This window comes from Micromonospora craniellae, from assembly GCF_014764405.1.
Lineage (GTDB): Bacteria > Actinomycetota > Actinomycetes > Mycobacteriales > Micromonosporaceae > Micromonospora > Micromonospora craniellae.
In genome coordinates, this window is the sequence record NZ_CP061725.1 from 6,811,287 (window position 1) to 6,832,791 (window position 21,505).

Genomic DNA, 21,505 nt, shown 5'->3' on the forward strand with positions numbered 1-21,505 from the left:
TGCAAGTTCCCGGGTCGTGTGGCTGGTCGGGTGGTGACCGGTTGGGGTGTATAGCAGAGCAGGCACGAGCTTCGTGATCATTGTGGTGTCTAAGCCCGATGATCATGAGGTGGCTCGTGCCTGCCGTTGCATCTTCTCCCATCCCTGCGGTGCTGGTGAAACTGGGTCCGCTGGACACTGGCCGGATCGCTGACCCGCGCCCCTGCTTCGACGTGGTGCCGGACCCGCGTTCGCGGCGGGGCCGGTTGCACTCGCTGACCGCGGTCCTGCTGGTCTGCGCCTGCGCGGCTGTCTCGGGCGCGAGGAGCATCGACGAGTTCGCTGAGTGGGGTCAGCGGGCCACGAACGCGCTGCTGACAGTGATCGGGATCCGTGTCCATCTGTTGAGGTGGCGGCGCGCTCCGTCGTCGGCCACGATCGGCCGTGTGCTGGCCGCTGTTGACGGTGACGCCCTGGACCGGGCGGTCGGCGCTTACCTGGCAGACCGGCGCCGCGCCGCCACCGAGCCCGCCCAGGCGCCGTCGCTGTCCGCGCCCCGACGACGGCAGCAGAGTCGCTATGGAGACTCTGCTGCCGAATTCTGTTCAGGCGGCCAGGGCGTGGTCGAGGCGTTGGAGGTGGCTGATTCGGGCTGTTGGTAGGGGGTGTTCGGTCCACCAGGTGTGCAGGCGGGCGAGGTTGAGGGCGATCGCGGAGAACACGTGTTGGAGGCGGGTTTTCGCGAGGCCGCGGTAGCGGGCGTGGCGGATGCCGGTGATGTCGAGGGTCTGGTTGATGGTGGCTTCGACGCCGGCACGGAGCTTGTACTTGTCGGCCCAGTCCTGGCTGGTCTGCTGGGTGCGGGCTGTGCTGAGGGCGTGGTGCAGGTCGCGGGGGTAGAAGGTGAGCATGCGGCTGCCGCGTTTCGCGGTGGTGCATAGGGCTCGGGCGGGGCAGGGGCGGCAGGTGGTGCGGGTGAATCCGACCACGATGACCTCGGCGCCGCGTTGGGTGGCCGGGCTCCAGGAGCTGCTGGTGTGTCCTTGGGGGCAGGTGACCTGGCGGGTGTCGAAATCGATGGTGAAGGCGGTCTTGTCGTAGCCGGTGCCGGCGCGGGCCTGGGCGGACTGGTCAAGCAGGGCGGGGGTGACCAGGGTGACGCCGAAGGCCTGTGCGGTGGTGATGGTCTCGGCAGAGGGGTAGCCGGAGTCCAGGTAGTGCTCGGCGGGCAGCAGGTTGTGGCTGTGTAGTTGCTGGTGGATGGCGGTGGTGGTCTTCACGTCGGGGACGGTGGCCGCGGTGGTGGCCACGTTGACGATCAGGTTCGGGGCGGGCCGGTGGCCGCCGGGCGCAGTGGTGTTCGTGACGGCGTCGGTGTCGCAGGTTTCGCTCAGGTGGACCTTGTAGCCGTTCCAGAACAGGTCATCGCCCTTGGCGGCCCAGCGGGTGTCGAGGTCGTACGGAGAAGTGATCCGCGCTCTGGCGGGCGGGAGACCGTCCGTGTCCGCCTCCCGCCGCCGGATCACCTCCCGCCCTCGGCCGTCGGTGGTGATCAGGTAGTTCTGCACCAGCACGGTGCGCAGGGTCTGCACTGCGGGCAGCTCGGCCAGCCAGACCGGAGCTTCGGCAGCGAACACCGCGCGCAGCAGGGCGACGGCGTCGGCGCCGTAGACCTGGGTGAGCCGGTCCCGCTTGGCCTGCGAGGCGGGTAGCCGCCAGGAATCGATGCGCGGCCCGTATCGATACGCCCACTCGCCGACATCGATCACCGTGGGCAGCCAGCCCGGCGCGGCCACCGATAACGCCTCCAGGCAGGCCCGTACCGACTCGCCGGCCAACTCCAAGCGGTTGAGGTCACGCACCGCGCTGATCACGTGGGTGGAGTCGGTGCGCTGCCTGCCGCCCGCGGCGATCAGGCCCTTGCCGGTCAGCACGGCCAGCATCCGGGTGAAGACCTGTTCTTCCAGGCCGTGCTCGACCAGCCGGGTGCGGAACTTGCTCAACACGCTGGCGTCGAAGCCAGGATCGGTCAACTCCAGGCCGAGAGCGTACTTCCAGTCGATGGCCCGGGCGAGCATCTGCGCGGCCTGCCGATCGGTCAGGTTCTCCGTGTACTGCAAGGCGGTCACCAACGCCAACGCGCCCGGCGACTCGGCCGGAGCGCCCCGAACCCCGAACGCGGCAGCGAACTGCTCGTCGGTGAACACTTCACCCACATGATCACGGGCGGACATCGCCACGCTGCCGTTCGGGAAAGCTGCCCGAGCCACCAGCACCGTCTGATCCGGAACCTGAACCCACGACCGCGGCCGCATCGACACCCGTACACCCCATCCCCGCAGCCACCGACGGAAGGAACACGGCCACGAACAGAGATCATCACCCCGCAACCCGCCAGTCAGAACGATCCCAACGGCGTGTCACGAATTCGGCAGCAGAGTCGCCTACGCCTACAAAACACAACTCACCGTGACGAACAAGGCGCCCACCGCGACACCTGACCTCTGCAAGATCAGCCGTACTCACCTCTGCACTCCAACGAGTACCCCGACACCCCGCCCTTCTCGTGGGCGCCGTCCTTGCCGGGCAGGCAGTAGAACGCGTGGAAGCCGTAGTGGGAGCGGAACGCGACCCACCGCTGCGACTCGATTCGCCCGCGGCCGAACAGCACCTGTCGCACCGCCGGTTTCAAGTTGTCGTAGCGGATGTGCCGGGTCGGCACCCCGCCGAGAATCCGGAAGGCCTCGACGTGGCCCTCCATGAACGCTTCCTGGCCCTGCAAGGCGAACACCCGGTGGACCGCTTTACCGGAGTACGACATCCGCAGCGTGAACAGGTAACACTTCATCTGCGTGCCGGCCACGACGGCGAACGCCTCGGCGAAGTCGACCTCCGCCTCCTCACCTGGCGGGTGGATCTGCGGCACCATCCCGTCGAGGTGCCTGCGTCCCTCCCGCGTCTCGGCGAGGATCTGGGGCCGACGCCGGGCCACGTAGTTGCGCACCGCCGAGTACGACGCGTCGGCGAAACCATGCTCGACGGCTAGACGCTGACAGATCCGCTCGATCGTGTGCCGCTGCTTGCGCGGCCCCACCAGGTCCGAGCGCAGCATCTCGTCCACGACGGCGAGCACCGGAGTCAACACAAGCGGCCGACCCCGCACCGGACGCTTACGCGGCGGCGGGACAGCCGACGCGAGCGCCGCCCGGACGGTGCGCCGCGACACATGGTGCCGACGCGCCAACTCCCGCTGCGACACCGACGGATCAGCCCGCCGATCAGCGCGAATGCGCTCGAAGATTACGACACGCGTGAGCAACTTGGCCTCCCGATATGACCGAGATCAAGCTAAGCTCACAGATATCGACAAGTCGAGCAAGGCGGGCATAACGCCCACTCCTGCGTGTCGAGGTCCGGTGTCATCAGGCCGGCGTTCTGCCCCTCGCTGGCCAGGCATGGATCAGTCGGTGGCTAGTCCTGTTCGGCGCGCGCCGCCCGTAGCGCGTGGAAGCGTCGGCGGGTGGGGCTGGCGAACGCGACAAGGCCGATGGCTAGCAGCGTGATGCTGATCGCCCAGGATGTCGGCTCGGTGTCGTGGCGAGCTGGCCAGTCCAATGCCGCGAGGCCAGAGCCGGTGCCGGCGGCGACCAGGCCGGTGGTGAACAGCGTGGTGGGAATCATCCAACCCATTGCGAGGCCGAAGGCCGCGGCACCGAGCAGGGAGTAGCCGAGCAGGCCGAGGTAGTTGCGTATAGCGCCGAGTTCGGTGATGTCTCCGATGATCGGTTGAGCTGACCATGCGACGAGCACGGTGCCGATCGAGACGACGGCGGTGAGGTAGAGAAGGTCGTAGAGGTCGATACGCCGCTCGGCGAGGTGCTCCAGCAGCGGCTGCGTCGACCATGCCGCGGTTGCGGTCAGGTAGGCGGTGATCGCGGGCAGAACCGCAGGCCATGGCAGCGGGATCGGCTGGCTAGCGCCGATGAACAGAGGCTGGCCTGAGAGCTCGCGGGAGACGACTGAGATAGCGGCTAGGGCCAGTAGCAGCGGCGCCGTGCGTCGGGACTTCAGCAGCAGACGAGGACCGCTCATGTGAACGACTGCGGCGTCAGGGAGCAGGTGCGGACCGCGTCGGCGTGCGTCGTGAGCCACTGCCGCTGGGCTTCCGGCGTCGAGTTGAAAAAGCGGGTCTTGGCTTCCTGATGAGCGGCGTCGCGTGGTGTGAACAATCGCTCATCGCCAGCGGCCCAAGCGACCAGCAGTTGGGCCATGGAGTGAGCTGTTCTGTCGCGTCGTGGTCCCTGGGCGCAGGCTTCGACACCGAGGGCGCCGACGGCGATGTCAACGCTGGCGCGGTCGTAGTGCTCAGCAGAGGGTGCGTCCAGGGCGTAGGCGATGGCACCAGGCGTAGGCCGGCCGCCCACTCCCCGGGGCCGCTGCTCTACCCGGCTGATCGAAAACGGCGTCGAGGACAGCCGTCGGCTGATCGCCTGTGCCCGCTCGTTGATCGGGTTGAGGCTAGTGGCGAAGGCGGGATGGACACACACCTGCGGTGAGCTGCCCGAACAAGACCAGACGATGTGGCGGTTCACATCGACGTAGCGGCCGTTCTCGCCGATCACGATCGCGGCGCCGCCGACGGCAAGGGCCAAGGCTGCTCCGAAGGACGGGATCACCACCCGAGCCGAGGACCGCACCTTGACGGCGACCAGCGCCAATGCCAGCACACCCACGCCGGTGAACCACAGCATCTGCCCCTGCATGGTTGGGGTGTGCGGTGTGCTGAACGGCAGAATGAGCTCGACGGTGAACGGGAACAACGCGTATCCGGTGCCGTATTGCCCCAGGTTCCAGGTGGCCGCCAGGTAGGTAATCAACGCGGCGGCGAACGGCGTCAATCTGCTCGGCAGTAGCACACCTACGGCGTAGGCGACCGCGACGGCGGCGGCGAGCCCGACCCCGGCCGACCCCAGCCACCACCAGAAGGGACCGCCCCACGTCGCGGCGGGTGCCGTGGCGAGCAGCGTCACCGCGGCGACCACGGCATACGCCCCCGAAGCGCATGCCACCAGCACTCCAGCCTCCACCAAGGGTGCCTGCGCCGGGTCGCGTCCGGCCAGCAGCCAGGCATGGCGTACTCCGCGGCGCTGAGACCTGCCTCCCGCCCATGCGGCGACGCCCACCGCCAGCGGCGCCATTAACATCGGCGCGCTCGTCACCGCACCGGTGGCATACGCCCAGACCGTGTCCGTCTCGAGCTGCGCACGGGACATGAACACGCCGACCCCTACCAGGACAGGCAGACTCCACAGACCTGGCCCGCGACGCAGCTCAACGCGGATCGGAGTCACGCCGATACCACCGGCTGCCGCAGCGCGGTGAGATAGCCGCGCTCCAGATCACTGTCCCCATCCACGTCCGGCCCGGCCATGGCCTCCAACCCGGCGACCGTCCCGGTGAACACCACCGCACCCTCGTTGAGCACGATGATCGTGTCCGCGACGTGCCGGGCGTCGTCCACGACGTGCGTACTGACCAGCACGGTGGCCGAGTCGGCGACCTTGCGCAGAACACGGCGTAGCTCGATACGCTGCTGCGGGTCGAGACCGGCCGCCGGCTCATCCAGGATGACCAACTCCGGCTCGTGCACGAGCGCCTGCGCGATGCCGGCCCGGCGAAGCAGCCCGCCCGACAAACTTCCCATCCTTGACCCGGCTCGATCGGACAAGCTCATCAACCCGAGCGCCTTATCAACCTTAGCCTCGATGTTCTGCTTCAGTGTCTTCTTTAGCCAGGCGGCGTAGGCGACGGACTCCCGAACGGTGTAGCCGGGATAGTGGGACACCACCTGCGGCAGAAAGCCGATCCGCGCCGCGACGGCCCGAAGACCGCCACGACGCAGAACGTCACGACCGAGAACATGAAGACTGCCCGCCTCCGGACGCTTAAGACCCACGATGGTGTGCAGCAGCGTCGACTTCCCCGCACCATTCGGCCCCAACAGGACCGTCACGCCGGTAGGGACGACGACATCGAGATTACGAAATACAATTCGCTTCCGGTATCGCTGCGCCAGTCCGTGCCCGATGATCGGGTCGTCCATCGCGAATCTCCCGACAACTTCAGATCAGCAGGTGGTCACCGTCAGTTTACCGGTGTCCTCGTAGGTCGGGTTCGATGTGAAGAACGAACGACCGTAGTACTTGGCGGTCCGACCGCCGTCGCAGCTGCTGGTACTGGCGTAGTAGTACGTACCCGTCCAGTAGTCGTCATAGGAGGAGACCACCGGGTCCGGCAACCCCGACACATCCCTCTTGATCTCGACACGGAACGTGCGAGTCACCGACGTCTGGCAATCCGCGTCGTTGTTCGCGTTCATGTAGCCGGAACTCTGGCTGAAGTAGGGATTGCCCTGGACGCAGCCCTGCGGGTTCGCCAGTGCCGGACTCGCCAGCGCGTAAACATTCAGGGCCACTCCGGGTGGTGGCCGTGAGTGGCTGTCTGTGATTGACGGGCTGGGTCGATCTTGACGGTGTGTCGATGCGCGGCCGGGTGCGATCGATGTGTTGTGATCGGTGGGTGCCGGGCTTGGAGGAGTTGTCGCGCGAGGAGTTGATCGGACTCACGCGACGGCTGATCGTTCAGGTGGAACAGTTGACCCAGGCGAACCGGGAGTTGACTGATCGGGTCGCGCGGTTGGAACGCCTGGTGTCGCGTAACAGTGGGAACTCGGGGATGCCGCCGTCGAAGGATGATGATCCGGGACGGACGCCGCCGGCGGAGGTGTCCACGCCGGTGCCGGCAGCCGGTGCTGGTAAGCGGTCGCGGGGTAAGCAGCGGGGTGCGCCGGGTGCGCAGCTGTCCTGGTCACCGTTTCCGGACGGCATTGTGGATCATTTTCCGGGCGGGCCGTGTGGATGCGGATCGGATCTGGCATCGGCGGCTGATCTGGGGGTTTACGCCTCGCATCAGCAGGTCGATGTGCCGGCGATGACGGCGACGGTCACCCAGCATGATCGGCACGCGGTGCGCTGCGGGTGCGGGGCGATGCACGTGGCGGCCCGCCCCGAGGGGGTGCCGGACGCAGGCGTCTCGTACGGGCCGAATCTTCAGGCGTGGTGCGTCTATCTGATGGTGGTGCACGCGATTCCGGTGGCCCGGTGCGCTGACCTGGTCGCCGCGTTGACCGGCTCGCGTCCGTCGGACGGGTTCGTCCACGCGTTGATCGGCCGGGCCGCGGCGGGGGTGGCCGAGTCGAACCGGATCATCCGCACGCTGATCGCCCTCGCGCATGTGGTCTCCTGCGACGAGACCCCGATCCGGGTCGGTGCCCGCAAGGTCAAGAAGTACCTTCTGGTCGCCTGCACCCGCCTCTACACCTGGTACCTGCTCGGTGACCGCAGCCTCGACACGTTCAAGGTGTTCGTCCTGCCGGACCTGACCGGGGTGGTCGTGCACGACCGTTACCAGAACTACGACGCGAAGATCTTCGCCCACCTGGTCCACCAACTCTGCGTAGCCCACCTGATCCGCGACTGTCAGGACGCCGCCGAGACCTACCCCGACGCGCACTGGCCGATCCAGATCCGCCAGGCGCTACAGGGACTCGTCCACGCCGCGAACCTCGCCCGCGCACAGAACCTGCCCGCGATCGGCGAACACATCGCCGGCCCGCTGATCGACGCCTACCGGCACGGCGTGCGGATCGGGCTCAAGGAGGTCGCCCGGGTGGACGGCCGTAAACAGCCGAAACACCGGGCACTGCTGGAAGACCTCCACGACCGAGAAGCCGACATCCTGCGATTCACCACCGACCTGCGCATCCCACCCACGTCGAACCAGGCCGAACGCGACCTACGGCCCGCGAAGACCCAGCAGAAGATCTCCGGACGGCTCACCAGCGAGAAGGTCACCGAACACCGCTACGCCATCCGCGGTTACGTCTCCACAGTGACCAAACACGGCGCGGATGTCATGACCGCCATCCGCGACGCCATCCTCGGCCGACCCTGGACACCACCCGCCTGGGCACCCGGCTAACCCACCACGAGCAACGACCGCCACCACCCATCACACACTGCCACCAACGGCTACGTCATGGAGTGGCCCTGAATGCTTACGCCAGCGCGACGGTAGACAGCCCCAGGGCGAGCGCCATCGCGGCCGCCATCGATCGCTTCATGCGATTCTCCGATCTGCGTTGCCTTGACGGACAGCACGCGCGCGGCTCGAAACATGACCAGTCGTCAACATGCAACCACTCTCAGTTGCAAGGGTCAATGCGGCTAGTGCCGCTACTCAGCTACCTCCAGAACGCGGAAGTCGCACATGTCCTGAAATGCCTACGAAACCTTCTCGCTGGCAGCGACACCCCTGTTCCAGCGATCTCGCCAGTACGTCTACCACAACTGCAGTGGCACCCGAACATCCTGCCGATCATGACGAGACGCCAACAAGTGGACCTCGAAGAAGATGCCGATCATACCCAGCACGGGACGAATCACCGACTATTCGCACGGCGGCGGTGGCGCCGAAACAACACGCTCACCTGGTGCCGGTTCGACCTGCCGAAATCAAACGCCCCAGCGGCGACCGGTATCGCACCCGCGAGGAACACCACCGGGTGTACCACGGTGGCCACCGCCGTCCACGCCGCGTAGAGCAGCAGGCCCGCCACGGCGAGGATCACCAACTGCCGCGCCGACATGCCGAACGCGATCCGATCAGGGCGCTCGATGTCGGCGGGTACCCGAGCCCGCATCGGGGCCTCGTCCGTGTGGCGGTTCACGGCTGATCACCTCTTGGTGTGGACGGGTGCCGCTGCGGCGCGGACGGTTGGACAGGCCGAGCCGGCGGCGGGGACGGAGGCCGTCCGGTGCGGACGGCGGACGGGTCCACCGGGGTCGCGCTGGTGGGTGCGGACGGCCTTGCCGGACGAGGCACGGACGGGCTGGGCGGGGACGGGGCCGCCGACCGGCGACCGTCCGGGGACGGCGGTACGGACGGGGACTGCGGACGGGGACGGGGTGTGCCGGTCGCCGTAGCTCGCCGGGCGGCGGTGCTCGCCGCTGGTGGGGTTCGCGCGGGCGTGCCGGCTGGTCGTGGGGTCAGGGTGACACGCCGCGCGGCTGTGGGCCGGGTAGCGGGCGTGGAGCCTCGTGGGGTGCTGCCCTGCGGCACCGGCCCGGACCCTCGACGTCCGGTCCGAGTGCCGGTTGTGGGGGTGGCCTGGGCTGCGGAGAACGCCGGCGTGACCGGGGCAGGTGGCCGGCGCGGCGCGCTCTGCGGCCCGGGTGCGGCCGAGAACGCCACCGCCGGTGCCGCACCGCTGCGCGCTGGTCTCGGTGTCGCCGTCGCGGTGTCGCTGAAGGCGATTCGGGTCGGTGGCGCGGCCGGGACTGGCGGGCTCGGCGGGGGCGGGGACGGGTGGGAGAACTGCACCGCCGGGGAGACGCCTGCGGACGGCGGGGACGGTGGCGTGGACGGGGCGGCCGGGTGGCTGAAGGTGGGCGCGGCGTTCGTCCCGGACGGCGCGGGCAACGGCGTGTGGGTGACCGGGGCGTGGCTGAACGCGGCCGGTCCCGGCGGGGACGGCGGTACCGGAGTCGGCCCCGGACGAGACGGACGCGGCGGACGGGACGGACGGGGGCTACCCGGCAGCGGACGGGGGCCGGACGGACGGGGAGTCGTCCGGGCGGCGGTCCGGGACGGGCTCGCGCCGCCCAGGATGCCGGCCGCCGCGCCGATCGTTTTGATCATCAGGAAGGCGTGGACGAGTTGCCCGATCAGTCCTCGGCCGTTGCGCTGCCCGAGCGGGCCGAGGACGAACTGTCGCATCCAGCCCGGCAGTTTGATCAGCAGCCACAGCATCGTCAGGCACACCATGACGCCGAGGAGCCCGTGCCCGGTCGCCGGCACACCCATCACAGTCGGTCCGGCAGGGGTGAGGAACACCTTGATGCTGGCCATGACGACGATGGCCTGGGCGATCTGCAGGCCGAGGCAGGCCAGGAAGCAGCGCCACCACAGGTGGGCCACACCCTCCGTGAGTGGACTGGCGTGGCAGATCAACGCCGCCGGGGCGACACCGAGGAGGATGATCAGGGCGGCGAGCCGGAGCACGAAGGTGAACTCCAGGACGAGGCACATCACGATCACGGCGATGACCAGCAACGCCAGCAAGAACCCCTGGCCTTGCAGGGCGTTGTCCACGACCTGCCGGATCGCCGTCGCGGCACTCGGGCCGTCGATCGTGTTACCAGCGATGGCCACGGTCAGCGCGTTGGTCAGCTCGATCGCCTTCTGCCCGATGATCAAGCTGCAATTCGCGAGGACCACGCCGACGGCGATGCGGGGTAGCACCTGCTTGAGGCCGTACTGCGTTTGCAACGTTTCCCGAGCGGTGACCAGGAACCCTCCGGCGACGATGAACAGCACGATGATGCCGTTGGCAACGATCAGGCTGGTTGTCCAGATCGCCTTCACGTGCTCGTTCACGGTGAGATCCGGGGTCGACAGCCACGATGCGCCGAGGGCTTCCATCACCGGCTGGAGGGCCTGCTCAGCGGCCCACACGACTAGGTCCACGACGGCCTTGCGGATCTGGCCGCCGACGTCGTACCAAGCCGGATCGTCATCAACTCCCTGAGACGGCGGGCCGGGAGTCGGGGCCGGGCCGGGCGCGGGTGCCGGCGTCGACGGTGACGGCTCGGCTCCTGGCGGGCGGACGCCCGGGTCGGGCACACCCGGCGCCGGTGTGCTGGGCGGACCAAGTGCCGGGCTCGGCTGCGCGAGCGCCGGCCCGGAGAAGGCGAGGGCCAGGCCGGCGAGAAGCATGACGCCGAGCCACAGCAGCACCGCCCGCCGGACGACAGGGTGGGGTCGGATCGAGAGGCTGTTCATCACGCCACCCACGCGCCGACGATGGTCACGAACAGCGGCGCAAGCAGCGCAAGGCCGTAGCCGATCGCGGCGGACCGCAACGCGAGTTTGGCCTTCTCGACCTCGCCCGGATCGCCGTTCGCAGCCAGGTAGCGCAGGCCGCCGACGGTCAGGAACAGCGTCGCGACCGCGACGAGGATGCTGACAAGCCAGGCACGGATCCGATTGGCGACCTGTTGGATCGACTCGGCGGCCAGCACCGCCGAGGTGGGCTCGGCCGCGTAGGCGGCGACGGGCACAGCGGCGAGGGCCACCGTCACCGCGGCGGCACCGAGCACCACCAGCCCGACGCGGACCGTTCGAGGGACGTGTCGACGCAGGCGAGGAACGGTCAGCCGTCCCCGCCTGCCCGCCCCGAGGCGGCGGGACGCCGCCATCTCGGGACGCGGGACAGGACGATGGTTCATGGGATCGGGCACCTCCAAGGACGCACGCCGAGGCAGCCCCAGGCAGGGGCGCGGGTGTGCGAATGGGCTTTGGCGAAGGCGGGACCGGGCGATACGAGGTGACCTACGGGTGCCGACCGGCGCGGCCGTCCTCCTCACCAGAAGCGGCGACAGGGCGGGAGCCGTGCGGGGTGTCAGCGCCGTCAACGGGTCCGGTCGAAACAAGGTCACCTGCGGAAAAGTCCCGCACTAGGGGATTACAAATCCGAGCCTCGGATTGGAAACCCGCAGCTCAGCCGCGCCGCTTCCAGGCGGCGGGACCGTCGAGGACCACCGTCGCGGTGGCCTCGTTGACCACGTCGGCGTACGGGTCGGACAGGTCGCCGGACTCGATTGCGGCCCGTAGCCGGGCGACAGCGGCGGTGCGCCGCTTGTAGAGGTTCCAGCGGGGCTGGCCGGTACGTTCGGCGTAGACGGTGAGGCTGACCTCTTCCAGGTAGGTCGCGCCGATCAGCTCGGCCTCCTGTGCGGTGATGACCTCGGCGGTGACCGCGCGGGCGAGGACGAGATCCGGGTGGCCGTACGGGGCCGGCGGCACCACCGAACTTGGGGCGTGGTTCGGCGCTCCGGACGAGGCGGGCTCCAGGTCCCGCAGCTCGGTGCGGGCCTTGGAGAACACGGCGGACAGCAGGTTTCCGACCACGCCCGGCTTGGCTACATCGACCGTGGCGAGAGCGCGTAGGAAGTGCTCGACGATGGCGGCCTGCACGTCGCCGGTGAACAGCTTGGCCAGCAGGTACGCCTTGAACCGTAGGCCCGGCAGCGCGACGCCGACGGCACCGGCACGCCACGCCGGGTCTCCGGTACGAGCACGGCCGACCAGCAGCCGCCACGCCGCGTCCCGGGCGGCGTAGCCGCAGGACGGGTGCATCAGGATCGCCGACAGCTCGGGCAGAGCGATGGCCCGGCGAGGCAGGCCGTGACCGAGGCTGCGGCCGTCCACCGACAGCGGGCTCGGTCCCTGCCCCATTAGCCGGAACCGGTACTCGATGTCGTTGAGCAACGTCTCGCCACGCGGCCCGACAGCCGGGCCGGTGGCAGGGGTACGACGGTCCATGGTGGTGCTCCCTCGTGATGACCGTTGCCGTCCGGCGGGATGCCGGTCGGCGCTGTGCCACCACGCCACCAGGACCGTTGAACAGATCATGAACAGCGGTGATCTTGTTCAAGGTGCATCGACGTGTGTTCAACCCCATCCTTGCCGACCCCGGTCAATGCGTCTCGGCATCAGCCGGACCACACCCCAAGCCAGGGTGCGCTACGCGTGTGGTCAGGCTGTTCAAGGGACGTCACCGCCCGTCGTAGTCCCTTCGAGACGGCACCCTTGAACACGCATCGCCCACGACGCAGCCGCAACAGGCTGCGAGGGGCTCCCGCAGGGGCGCACTGCATCTGATTGCGATCTTGTTCAAACCCCGAGGCGGTCAGCCGGGCTCGCGTTCAACCCGTCGATGGTCTTGTTCAACCTGTTGAGGATCTTGTTCATCCTGTCACCGGTCGCGTCGGCGATTCTTGCCGCTCGCGTGCTGCCGACAAGCTCACGCCTCGGATGCTCTGACCTGCGTGTTCAACCCGTTGAGGATCTTGTTCAACCGGGCGGCGGCGGGCAATGTACCCGTGGTCGGCGCGGAGCGCGGTTTCCAATCCGAGGCCCGGATTTGTAATCCCCTAGGCCGTGTGTCATAAGTGCCCGTGGCCCTGCTGTGAGGTGATCGGCTGGGTGTGTCGGTGATCGATATGCGGTGAGGTCTCCGGTAGATGGGTTATCGACCAAGACAACCATCTGCACGGAGACCTCGTGGCCAGCGTAGTGGTGACGAGGCGGCACGACCTGACCGACGCGCAGTGGGCGGTGCTGGAGCCGTTGCTGCCCGGGCGGAAGAAGCCGGGTCGGCCGCCGAAGTGGAGCAAGCGGCAGCTCATTGACGGGATCAGGTGGCGGGTCCGTACGGGTGCGCCGTGGCGGGACGTGCCGGACTGCTATGGGCACTGGCGCACGGTGTACGGGCTGTACCGGCGCTGGCAGCGGGCGGGGGTGTGGGCGGGGATCCTGGCCGGGTTGCAGGGTAGGGCCGACGCGCTCGGGTTGATCTCCTGGGACGTGAGTGTGGACTCCACGATCGTGCGGGCGCATCAGCACGCCGCCGGCGCCCGCCGGGGCAGTCACACGCAGGTCGAGCCGCCGGGCGGCAGCAGCGCCGCCGAGCCGGCGGATCACGCGCTGGGCCGGTCCCGGGGCGGTCTGACGACCAAGCTGCACCTGGCCTGCGAGCAGGGCCGCATGGTGCTGGCGTTCGTCATCACCGGTGGGCAGCGCGGCGACAGCCCGCAGTTCACCACTGTGCTGGACCGCATCCGGGTGCCTCGTCTCGGTGTCGGGCGGCCCCGGTGTCGGCCGCAGCGGGTCCTGGCGGACAAGGCGTACAGCAGCAAGGCCAACCGCGGCTACCTGCGGCGCCGTGGTATCGGCTGTGTCATCCCGGTCAAGGCCGACCAGGCCGCGAACCGTCGTAAGAAGGGCTCGGCGGGTGGCCGGCCACCCGCCTTCGACCCCAGCGCATACCGGCAGCGTCACGCCGTGGAGTGCGGCATCAGCCTGCTCAAACAGCACCGTGCCGTGGCTACCCGCTACGACAAACTCGCAGTGCGCTACGAAGCCACCGCCACCATCAGCATGATCGACAACTGGCTCCGGCGCCTCGAACGGCACTTATGACACACGACCTAGACGAGTAGTTCCGAAGTCAGGGGTCGATGTCTGGGCATGAAGAGAGGGCATCCAAGATCATGGTGTGACGCAAGACCTGGATACCCTCTTGACCGCACTGTACGTGAAGATCGACGACAGCATCCGCACCCCCCGGTGGCGGGGACGGCCGCCGCTACTGACCGACTCCGAACTGGTATGCCTCGCGGTGGCGCAGGTCCTGCTCGGTGCCCGCTCTGAGGCGCACTGGATCCGCTACGCCCGTATCCACCTGCGCCCCTGGTTTCCCTACCTGCCGCAGCGGCCGGGCTACAACAAACGGCTCCGCGCTGCCCTGCCGCTGATCAAAAAGGTCATCCGGGACCTGGCCCGCGACAGTGACTTCTGGTTCGACCACCACTGGATCGTCGACTCCACCCCCATCCCGTGCGGCATGTCCCGCCCCACCGCCCAGCGCTCAGACCTCGCCGGCTGGGCCGGATACGGCTACTGCGCCTCCCATTCCCGCTTCTTCTGGGGACTCCGGCTCTACCTGGTCTGCACCCCGACCGGGATGCCGATCCTGTGGGCCCTCGCGAACCCGAAGATCGGCGAGCGAGAGGTCCTCGCCGCGATGCTGGACGTCGAGGCCGGCGTGGTGGCAGAGCACGACAGGATCCTGCTGATCAGCGACAAGGGATTCGCCTCCAAGCCATTCGAGCGGCAGTTGGCCGAGCAGGGCATCGAACTGCTGCGCCCGTCCCGCAAGAAGGAGAAGGCCCGCTACGGCGAGCCGATGCTCAAGAAGGTCCGCCAGTTGATCGAGTCGGTCAACGACACCCTCAAAGGCCAGCTTGACCTGGAACAACACGGCGGACGAACCTTCGACGGTGTGGCCGTCCGGGTCGCCCAACGCCTCCTCGCCATGACCGCGGCGATCTGGCACAACAACAAGACCGGCGCACCCGTCACCCGGTCACTGATCGCCTACGACCACTGACCGCAATTCGGAACAACTCGTCTAGTGTCAGCGCTCGTCGGCGGACGTGGCCCACACGCCCATGCCGAAGCCCCGCTCCACCGCCCCCGGTGACCTGCCTCAGCCGGCACCGGTCGGGCTGCTCCTTCCCCGTACCCGCGTCCTACGCACGTCCGATCCGGGGGTGCCGGATTGGCACGGGTTGTCCCCGAGCCAGCTCGCCTACCTCATCCGCCGCTACACCGCCGTGGGTGGCGTCGTGCTCGACCTCGACGCGCACCCCGCCGCCAGCGCCGCGACCGTCTACCTGCGCCGGGTACCGGCCCGGCTGATCACCGACCGCCACAGCCCGCGCGTGCAGTTCCGAGCGTCCCCGCCCGGACACCGCAACCGTCGCGCGGCACGCCGCACCGGCGCGTGCGTCGACCTGATCCTGGCGACGCTGCCGCAACAGGACCAGTCCCTCGACGCCAGCAGCGCGGCCACGACGATGCGGACCTGGCTGCCTCTGCTGCGCCCCGGCGGGTTCCTGCTCGTCGGCCTCACCGCCCCGCCGCCTTCACCGGGTGAGGTCAGCTACCGTGCCACGGTCATCGCCGCCGCCCGAACCGCCGGCCTCTTCTACCACCAGCGCATCCCCGCCATCCTCGCCCCGGTGCCCGAACACGAGCCCCGCACCGCCCCCGAACACCCCGGCGAGGCCGACGACGGCAGGCGTCTGCTCGACGGCCGGCACCTCCCGACCTTCCGGGACTTGCTCGCGTTCGGCACCACCGCCAGCGGTGAGGAGACCACCCGTGTCTGAGCCTCGTCCGCCGTCGCACACCGCTGGCCCCCACGACTTCGAACCACCGCATTCCGGTGTGTCGTCCGACCTGGCTGCCCGGCTCGCCGAGGGCTACCTCGGTGCCGTCTGGCTCACCGGCCAGCACCCGTCGCGTGACCTACGGCGCGGCCGATACACCCCCGAGTCGTTGACCCACCCCGGCAAGATGCTGCCCACCATCCCCCGGTACGCCATCCGCACCTACACCCACCCGGGCGACGTGGTGCTCGACCCCATGGCCGGCATCGGCACCACCGTCATCGAGGCCATGCACCTCGGCCGGCACGGCGTCGGGGTCGAGTACAAAGCCGAATGGGTTGCCAAGGCAGCGGACAACATCCGCCACACCCTCCATGCCGGGGCACCGGGACGGGGCGAGATCTACCGCGGGGACTCCACCGCGCTGCCGGCACTGTTGCCGGCGAGCCTGCACGGGCAGGTCTCCCTGGTGATCACGTCACCGCCGTACGGGCCGTCCACCCACGGCCACGTCCGCACCCCTGGCCCGAGACGCGGCAAGGTCCGCAAGCTCCACCACAAGTACGGCGGCGGGGACAACCTCGCCTACCGCAGCCACGGCCAACTCGCTGACAGGTTCACCGCGATCCTCGCCGGCTGCCGGACCATGCTGCGCCCTGGTGGACACGTCGTCGTCACCGCCCGCCCGTACCGCCGACACGGCGAACTCATCGACATCCCCGGCATGGTCGCCGCCTCCGGCATCAACGCCGGCCTCCAACTCGTCGAGGAATGCATCGCCCTCATCTGCGGCGTCCACGAAGGCGTGATCATCCCCCGCGCGTCGTTTTTCCAGCAGAAGAACACCCGCGACGCCATCGCCGAAGGCGACCCGCAATGGCTTTTGCAGCACGAAGACGTGGTGGTCCTTCGCCGCCCGACTGGCCAGGGAAAGATCCCCGATGGCCGCTAGCCAGCCCGGCGCCGAGGCGGGCAACAGCAGACAGCGTCGAGCGTCGACCACGCCCGGCGGCGAGCCGCAGGCTCGCGTGGGCGGAAAGTCCGCAGAGGTCACGCCCGCCCGCAGCGTCGAGCCGGACGTGCAGTGCGGCGTCACCGTACTCGACGGTGACGCCGGTAGGCGGCTGGCAGTGCGGCAAGCCGAGGTGATCCTCGACGTGCTGACGTGGCTTCACGGCCAGCGGCACGGGCTTCCGCCCTCCTGACCGGTCATCGTCCCGGTCCTCGCTGTGCGCGCGAACCGGCCGCCGTAGCGGCGGTCTTGATCCCTTCACCGAGTTGAGCGGTGATCGACGCCTACGGGCCGACCGCCAGCACCGGCGGTCGGCCCGTGGCCTGACCAGACGCCAACCAGCCGCAGGAGGAACCCGTGTACGCCGTCATCCGCGACGCCGGCCGCATCGTCGTCTACGCCCCCTATGACACACCGGTCGTCGCACCGAACGACGGGGCGGCCACCGTCACCGTCTGCCCACCGGTTGCCGCCGACCACACCACCGGCACCCTGGCCCACCCCTACCAGTACGCCGCCCGGCCAGCCCTCGCCGCCGTCCCCGTACGCGCCCCCGCCACCGCCTCGGTGACCGATCTCAACACCCCCACCATCGCGGGACGCGGCCACCCCCACAGTCACCGCCGGTTCGTCGTCGGCCCCTTCACCGGACCCGACCGCGCCGAGCAGCGGCGGCACGCCCCGGTCAACCGGTTCGCCGAGAACGGGGCGAACCGCCACGTCCTCGCACTGACCGCCCCCACCACCACCGGGACCGCCACTCGGACCAGTGGAGTCGACGCATGAACACCCACCCCGCACCGGCGCTTCCCCGTGTGGCGTTCTACGGCCGGACCGCCGACACCAGCAACCTCGCCACGGCGGCCCTCGTGCTCGGCGGCCAGTACCGGCAGTGCCTCATGGTGCTACCAGACGGCGCGATCACGGCCGTGTTCTACGACTTCGGCACCCGGCCCCGCTACCGGCAGGCACCAGCCAACCTGTCCCTGTCCGATGAGCGAGAAGTCGGGCGCGACGGCGGTCTGGATGCCCTGCTCACCGAGGCCAACCGACCCGAACGCCGATTCGACTTCGTGATCAGCACCGACGTCTACCGCCTGTCCCGCCGACACGCACCGGTCTCCACGATCATGCATGCGCTCGCGGTCGCGGACATCGAGTTCCTCATCGCACCCGAGATCCGCGACGGCCACCGGCTGCCGATCGCGCCGTGGCACCTGCGCAGCGTCGCCTACCTCGACGTACTGACCCGCCTACACGACCAGCAGCAGAAACACCGCACTCCCATCGACCGCAGGAGGTAAGCATCGATGGACCCCACGGTGACTCCCCACAGCACCGCCGCCCAACTGGCAGCGATCTCCCACGCCTTCAACAACCACGTCCTCGGCACGGACAGGCCCCAACTCATCGAGTCCTGCCTCCGACTCGTCACCCCACCCACGACGAACCAGCCGGCCCGCGTCCAAGGCACGGCGCATCCCGCAGCAGCAGAACTCGCGGACTTCGCGGTCGGGCTGACCGTCGACCTCTCCCGCCTGCCGTCGCCGCTCATCCGGCGCATCCTCGACGCGTTCGCCATCGACCTCCACCGCCCCTCGAAGGGCGCCAGCACACGCCTCACGATCACCGTAAGCGCCATCCTTCGAGCCCACGAACTGCCCAGATCGGCCCTCTGTCTGGAAGTCCCCGATGACTGGCCAGCCCTGACGCCGCCAGCCGCGCAGGCGCTCCTACGCCTCCTGGTCCACACCGCGCAACGCCGCGACACCACCCCTACCCAGCACGGAGCATGATGTGACCACCCTGCCCTTCGCGTTCCTCGGCCGCTGTTCCACCGAGGACCAGCAAGACCCCGAATCCTCCCGAGGCTGGCAGCGCAACCGCGCCACGGCCCTGATCGAACCGCACGGCGGAATCATCGTCACCGAGTTCTTCGACATCGGGCAAAGCCGATCACTGCCCTGGCAGCGTCGACCCGAGGCCAACGCCCTCCTCCAGGCACTGCGTGACCCGAATCGCGGATTCACCGCCGTCGTCATCGGCGAACCCCACCGCGCCTTCTACGGCAACCAGTTCGGGCTCACCTTCCCCCTGTTCACCCACTACGGCGTAGCCCTGTGGGTACCCGAGGTCGGCGGCCCACTCGACCCCGACAACGAAGCCCACGACCTGGTGATGTCGGTCTTCGGCGGCATGAGCAAAGGCGAACGGAACCGAATCAAGGTACGCGTCCGCACCGCCATGGCAGCACAAACCAAACTCGAAGGCCGCTTCCTCGGCGGACGCCCACCGTACGGCTACCGCCTGATCGACCTCGGCCCGCACCCCAACCCCGGCAAGGCAGCCGACGGCAAGCGGCTACACGGGCTCGCTCTGGACGACAACACCGCCCCGGTCGTCGTCCGGATCTTCGCCGAGTTCCTCGCCGGCAACGGCCTCTACGTCATCGCAGAAGGACTCACCGCCGACGGCATCCCCTGCCCCTCGGCCTACGACCGGGCACGCAACCCACACCGCTCCGGCATCGCCTGGTCCAAAAGCGCCATCCGAGTCATCCTCACCAACCCCCGCTACACCGGCCGACAGGTCTGGAACCGGCAACGCACCGACGAGATCCTGCTCGACGTCAACGACGTCGCCATGGGCCACACCAGCGTCATGCGCTGGAACCCACAACAGCAGTGGGTCACGTCCAACGACGAAGCCCACCCCGCGATCATCGACCCCGAGACCTTCGACGCCGCGCAGGCGCTCCTGCGCCGCCGAGGTCGTGGTCCCGGCGGTGAACACAAGAAGCACCGCGCCCGCCACATCTACCTACTCAAGGGCACCCTGTACTGCGCCCTATGCAACCGGAAGATGCAGGGCCAGCGATCCAACGGCGAGGCGTACTACCGATGCCGCTACGCCCAGGAATACGCCCTCGCCAACAAGATCAACCACCCGCGCAACGTCTACCTCCGCGAACGTGACCTCATCGGGCCGCTCGACGCCGCACTCGCCCAAGCGTTCGCCCCACATCGCATCGCCGACACCATCACCGCACTGGCCGAGCACCAGAAAGCCCCCGACATCGACCACGAGGCCGACCGCGCCCGCACCCAACTCGCCGAATGCGACACCAAACTCACCCGCCACAAGGCAGCCCTCGAAGCCGGAGCCGACCCCACCGTCGTCACACGATGGATCGCCGAGGTCGAAACCGAACGCCGCTCCATCCTGGCCGTGCTCAACCGAGCCCGACCTCAGCAGGCGCACCACCACCTGACACGACAGCAGATAAGCGACCTTGTCACCGCGCTGGGCGACATCGTCACCGTGCTACGAGAGGCCGACCCCACCGACCGCGCCGAGGTGTACCGGCAGATCGGGCTACGCCTGACCTACGACCCCGGAAAACAGAAAGTCCGCGTACAGGCACAGCCTGTAGCGGACTTTCATGGGGAAATGGTTGGTGTCCGAGGGGGGATTCGGCCACAGACACCCAGCACACCTGCCGGAAACAGGTGTTCATGCGTTGCACAGTAGAGTCCAACGCCCAGGCGGTCAATCAGAGGCTGGGGCGGCTACCGCAGGCTCATTCGAAGAGTTCGCGGATGACTCCCATGGCCCGTGGTGAAATCACCTCGTCTGGGTAGAAGTCACTGCACAGGCGTACGGCGTCGTCCACCGACTCGACGCCGGCCAGCGCCGCCAAGGTACGGAGATCGTCCACGTCGCGGGCCCGCGCCGCGAGTGCTTTCATCGCGAAGATGTGCTCCGGCGAAGCCGCCATGACGCGCAGCCCGGGATGGTCGAAGACCCGCCGTCGGCCCGGATCGGTCTTGCCGGAGACGTAGACGCTGGCTTGCTCATTGAGCCACCAGGGCGGCAGTCCCAGGTCGTCGGCCACCGCACGGGCCTCGTCGACAACGACGCCGTGCGGGACGAACATCGCATCGACATCTCGGGTCACCCGCTTCGCGTCATAGGCCAGCGCCATCGCGGCACCACCCACCACGAAGATGTCAGCCACGACGCCACGGCGGACGAGCCGCTCGCCCAAACGGGTGAACGCACGCTCAAGTTCCGCGCGCCCCATCAGGACGCCGTCCGACCCGCTCACGCCGCCGCCAAATCATGCACCGACACATACACACCATGTTTCCGAAACGCCGCCGGCGCCCATGCCAAAGCATCAGCGCGGTGAATGGCCAGCTCGGCCGGGAACCAGGCCCGACGCAGCACCCGAGTCTCGACCCACGCCGGCGGAGCAAGATCCGCCTGCGCGAGCAGATGCTCCGCGAGCGCTGCCAACAGCGCATCCCACCGCACGTCCCCGGTGGGCCCGGGCTCATCCTGCAACAGACCTACCCTGGCGTCGGCTGGCTCCCACCGATACTCCTCCAGGAACTCCCACACCAGCTTCCAACGGATCCGATCGCTGTCCGCAGCCGCCAGATGGGTCGCCAACACCACCAGGCTCATCGGTTCGTAGCCGGTACCCACCGCGCACCTCACCTCCGAACCCCAAGGCATAACCGGATGCAGCCTATCGCCTCCCCCGCTGGCGAGCCCCGCAACGCCCCGCGCCATCGACCATGTCTGGTCCTGCACCGCGATCAGCCCGTAGTAACCCCGACGGCGAGCGGGACAGCGCCGGCGCGTGGCCGAA

At 68.6% G+C, this 21,505-nt stretch carries 22 protein-coding genes and 1 pseudogene; 11 read left to right on the forward strand and 12 right to left on the reverse strand.

The window, feature by feature from the left end:
* The first annotated feature begins 149 nt into the window (after positions 1-149).
* Positions 150-641 (forward strand): transposase family protein, encoded by a 492-nt coding sequence (locus tag ID554_RS31050; protein ID WP_223884359.1) that lies wholly within the window; start codon positions 150-152, stop codon positions 639-641.
* Here ID554_RS31050 and ID554_RS31055 read toward each other — a convergent pair.
* The 6 genes from ID554_RS31055 to ID554_RS31080 form a co-directional block, all read right to left on the reverse strand.
* Positions 585-2,294: an IS1182 family transposase gene (locus ID554_RS31055; protein WP_223884689.1), complete on the reverse strand. Its 1,710-nt coding sequence runs from the start codon at positions 2,292-2,294 to the stop codon at positions 585-587. The two genes, ID554_RS31050 and ID554_RS31055, sit on opposite strands and share 57 nt — an antisense overlap.
* Before the next feature lie 197 nt (positions 2,295-2,491).
* Positions 2,492-3,298: an IS21 family transposase gene (gene istA, locus ID554_RS31060; protein WP_223884360.1), complete on the reverse strand. Its 807-nt coding sequence runs from the start codon at positions 3,296-3,298 to the stop codon at positions 2,492-2,494.
* A 152-nt stretch (positions 3,299-3,450) separates the two neighbouring features.
* Positions 3,451-4,071: a hypothetical protein gene (locus ID554_RS31065; protein WP_117231352.1), complete on the reverse strand. Its 621-nt coding sequence runs from the start codon at positions 4,069-4,071 to the stop codon at positions 3,451-3,453.
* Positions 4,068-5,252: a hypothetical protein gene (locus ID554_RS31070; protein WP_191088673.1), complete on the reverse strand. Its 1,185-nt coding sequence runs from the start codon at positions 5,250-5,252 to the stop codon at positions 4,068-4,070. The genes ID554_RS31065 and ID554_RS31070 overlap by 4 nt, the downstream gene beginning before the upstream one ends.
* A gap of 74 nt (positions 5,253-5,326) precedes the next feature.
* A complete protein-coding gene (locus ID554_RS31075) occupies positions 5,327-6,082 on the reverse strand; it encodes an ATP-binding cassette domain-containing protein (RefSeq protein WP_117231350.1) in 756 nt (251 codons plus the stop codon).
* 24 nt (positions 6,083-6,106) lie between these two features.
* Positions 6,107-6,454: a hypothetical protein gene (locus ID554_RS31080; protein ID WP_117231349.1), complete on the reverse strand. Its 348-nt coding sequence runs from the start codon at positions 6,452-6,454 to the stop codon at positions 6,107-6,109.
* A gap of 104 nt (positions 6,455-6,558) precedes the next feature.
* Here ID554_RS31080 and tnpC point away from each other — a divergent pair, with 104 nt between their 5' ends.
* Positions 6,559-8,019, forward strand: coding sequence for an IS66 family transposase (tnpC, locus tag ID554_RS31085; RefSeq protein ID WP_117231431.1), 1,461 nt, complete (start codon positions 6,559-6,561; stop codon positions 8,017-8,019).
* 535 nt (positions 8,020-8,554) lie between these two features.
* Here tnpC and ID554_RS31090 read toward each other — a convergent pair.
* The 4 genes and pseudogenes from ID554_RS31090 to ID554_RS31105 form a co-directional block, all read right to left on the reverse strand.
* Positions 8,555-8,767: pseudogene (locus ID554_RS31090) on the reverse strand (PrgI family protein); the annotation flags it as partial.
* On the reverse strand, positions 8,764-10,566 hold the full coding sequence (locus tag ID554_RS31095) for a hypothetical protein (protein WP_117231313.1): 1,803 nt from the start codon (positions 10,564-10,566) through the stop codon (positions 8,764-8,766). The gene ID554_RS31095 and the pseudogene ID554_RS31090, both read right to left, overlap by 4 nt.
* Positions 10,567-10,880: 314 nt before the next feature.
* Complete coding sequence (locus tag ID554_RS31100) at positions 10,881-11,327, reverse strand: pilin (protein WP_117231311.1); 447 nt, start codon at positions 11,325-11,327, stop codon at positions 10,881-10,883.
* A gap of 271 nt (positions 11,328-11,598) precedes the next feature.
* Positions 11,599-12,423 carry a hypothetical protein gene (locus ID554_RS31105; RefSeq protein WP_117231312.1) on the reverse strand — a complete coding sequence of 275 codons (825 nt, stop codon included), beginning with the start codon at positions 12,421-12,423 and terminating at the stop codon, positions 11,599-11,601.
* Between the two features lie 741 nt (positions 12,424-13,164).
* Here ID554_RS31105 and ID554_RS31110 point away from each other — a divergent pair.
* The 9 genes from ID554_RS31110 to ID554_RS31150 all read left to right on the forward strand — a co-directional run bounded on the left by ID554_RS31110 (position 13,165) and on the right by ID554_RS31150 (position 20,379).
* Positions 13,165-14,082, forward strand: a complete 918-nt coding sequence (locus ID554_RS31110) for an IS5 family transposase (RefSeq protein WP_191088674.1) — start codon at positions 13,165-13,167, stop codon at positions 14,080-14,082.
* A gap of 76 nt (positions 14,083-14,158) precedes the next feature.
* Entirely contained in the window at positions 14,159-15,052 is an 894-nt protein-coding gene (locus ID554_RS31115) for an IS982 family transposase (RefSeq protein ID WP_191088568.1), read from the forward strand.
* Between the two features lie 61 nt (positions 15,053-15,113).
* Positions 15,114-15,836: a class I SAM-dependent methyltransferase gene (locus ID554_RS31120; protein ID WP_117231267.1), complete on the forward strand. Its 723-nt coding sequence runs from the start codon at positions 15,114-15,116 to the stop codon at positions 15,834-15,836.
* Positions 15,829-16,788 carry a TRM11 family SAM-dependent methyltransferase gene (locus ID554_RS31125; protein WP_117231268.1) on the forward strand — a complete coding sequence of 320 codons (960 nt, stop codon included), beginning with the start codon at positions 15,829-15,831 and terminating at the stop codon, positions 16,786-16,788. The genes ID554_RS31120 and ID554_RS31125 overlap by 8 nt, the downstream gene beginning before the upstream one ends.
* Positions 16,778-17,041, forward strand: a complete 264-nt coding sequence (locus ID554_RS31130) for a hypothetical protein (protein ID WP_147333632.1) — start codon at positions 16,778-16,780, stop codon at positions 17,039-17,041. Before ID554_RS31125 ends, ID554_RS31130 begins: the two co-directional genes overlap by 11 nt.
* Positions 17,042-17,205: 164 nt before the next feature.
* On the forward strand, positions 17,206-17,634 hold the full coding sequence (locus ID554_RS31135; RefSeq protein WP_117231269.1) for a hypothetical protein: 429 nt from the start codon (positions 17,206-17,208) through the stop codon (positions 17,632-17,634).
* Entirely contained in the window at positions 17,631-18,152 is a 522-nt protein-coding gene (locus ID554_RS31140; protein WP_223884361.1) for a hypothetical protein, read from the forward strand. Before ID554_RS31135 ends, ID554_RS31140 begins: the two co-directional genes overlap by 4 nt.
* 18 nt (positions 18,153-18,170) lie before the next feature.
* On the forward strand, positions 18,171-18,644 hold the full coding sequence (locus ID554_RS31145) for a hypothetical protein (RefSeq protein WP_223884362.1): 474 nt from the start codon (positions 18,171-18,173) through the stop codon (positions 18,642-18,644).
* Position 18,645: 1 nt separating this feature from the next.
* Complete coding sequence (locus ID554_RS31150) at positions 18,646-20,379, forward strand: recombinase family protein (protein ID WP_117231271.1); 1,734 nt, start codon at positions 18,646-18,648, stop codon at positions 20,377-20,379.
* Positions 20,380-20,428: 49 nt separating this feature from the next.
* On the opposite strand, the gene ID554_RS31155 is transcribed toward ID554_RS31150, so the two are convergent.
* Entirely contained in the window at positions 20,429-20,956 is a 528-nt protein-coding gene (locus ID554_RS31155) for a DUF6036 family nucleotidyltransferase (RefSeq protein WP_117231272.1), read from the reverse strand.
* Positions 20,953-21,339 (reverse strand): hypothetical protein, encoded by a 387-nt coding sequence (locus ID554_RS31160; protein ID WP_147333633.1) that lies wholly within the window; start codon positions 21,337-21,339, stop codon positions 20,953-20,955. Before ID554_RS31160 ends, ID554_RS31155 begins: the two co-directional genes overlap by 4 nt.
* Positions 21,340-21,505: the final 166 nt, after the last annotated feature.

Bases quoted from the DNA above. Each gene is read 5' to 3' on its own strand.
- ID554_RS31055 (WP_223884689.1), bottom strand. From the start codon at position 2,294: ATGCGGCCGCGGTCGTGGGTTCAGGTTCCGGATCAGACGGTGCTGGTG.
- ID554_RS31065 (WP_117231352.1), bottom strand. From the start codon at position 4,071: ATGAGCGGTCCTCGTCTGCTGCTGAAGTCCCGACGCACGGCGCCGCTG.
- ID554_RS31070 (WP_191088673.1), bottom strand. From the start codon at position 5,252: ATGTCCCGTGCGCAGCTCGAGACGGACACGGTCTGGGCGTATGCCACC.
- ID554_RS31075 (WP_117231350.1), bottom strand. From the start codon at position 6,082: ATGGACGACCCGATCATCGGGCACGGACTGGCGCAGCGATACCGGAAG.
- ID554_RS31100 (WP_117231311.1), bottom strand. From the start codon at position 11,327: ATGAACCATCGTCCTGTCCCGCGTCCCGAGATGGCGGCGTCCCGCCGC.
- ID554_RS31105 (WP_117231312.1), bottom strand. From the start codon at position 12,423: ATGGACCGTCGTACCCCTGCCACCGGCCCGGCTGTCGGGCCGCGTGGC.
- ID554_RS31120 (WP_117231267.1), top strand. From the start codon at position 15,114: ATGCCGAAGCCCCGCTCCACCGCCCCCGGTGACCTGCCTCAGCCGGCA.
- ID554_RS31130 (WP_147333632.1), top strand. From the start codon at position 16,778: ATGGCCGCTAGCCAGCCCGGCGCCGAGGCGGGCAACAGCAGACAGCGT.
- ID554_RS31140 (WP_223884361.1), top strand. From the start codon at position 17,631: ATGAACACCCACCCCGCACCGGCGCTTCCCCGTGTGGCGTTCTACGGC.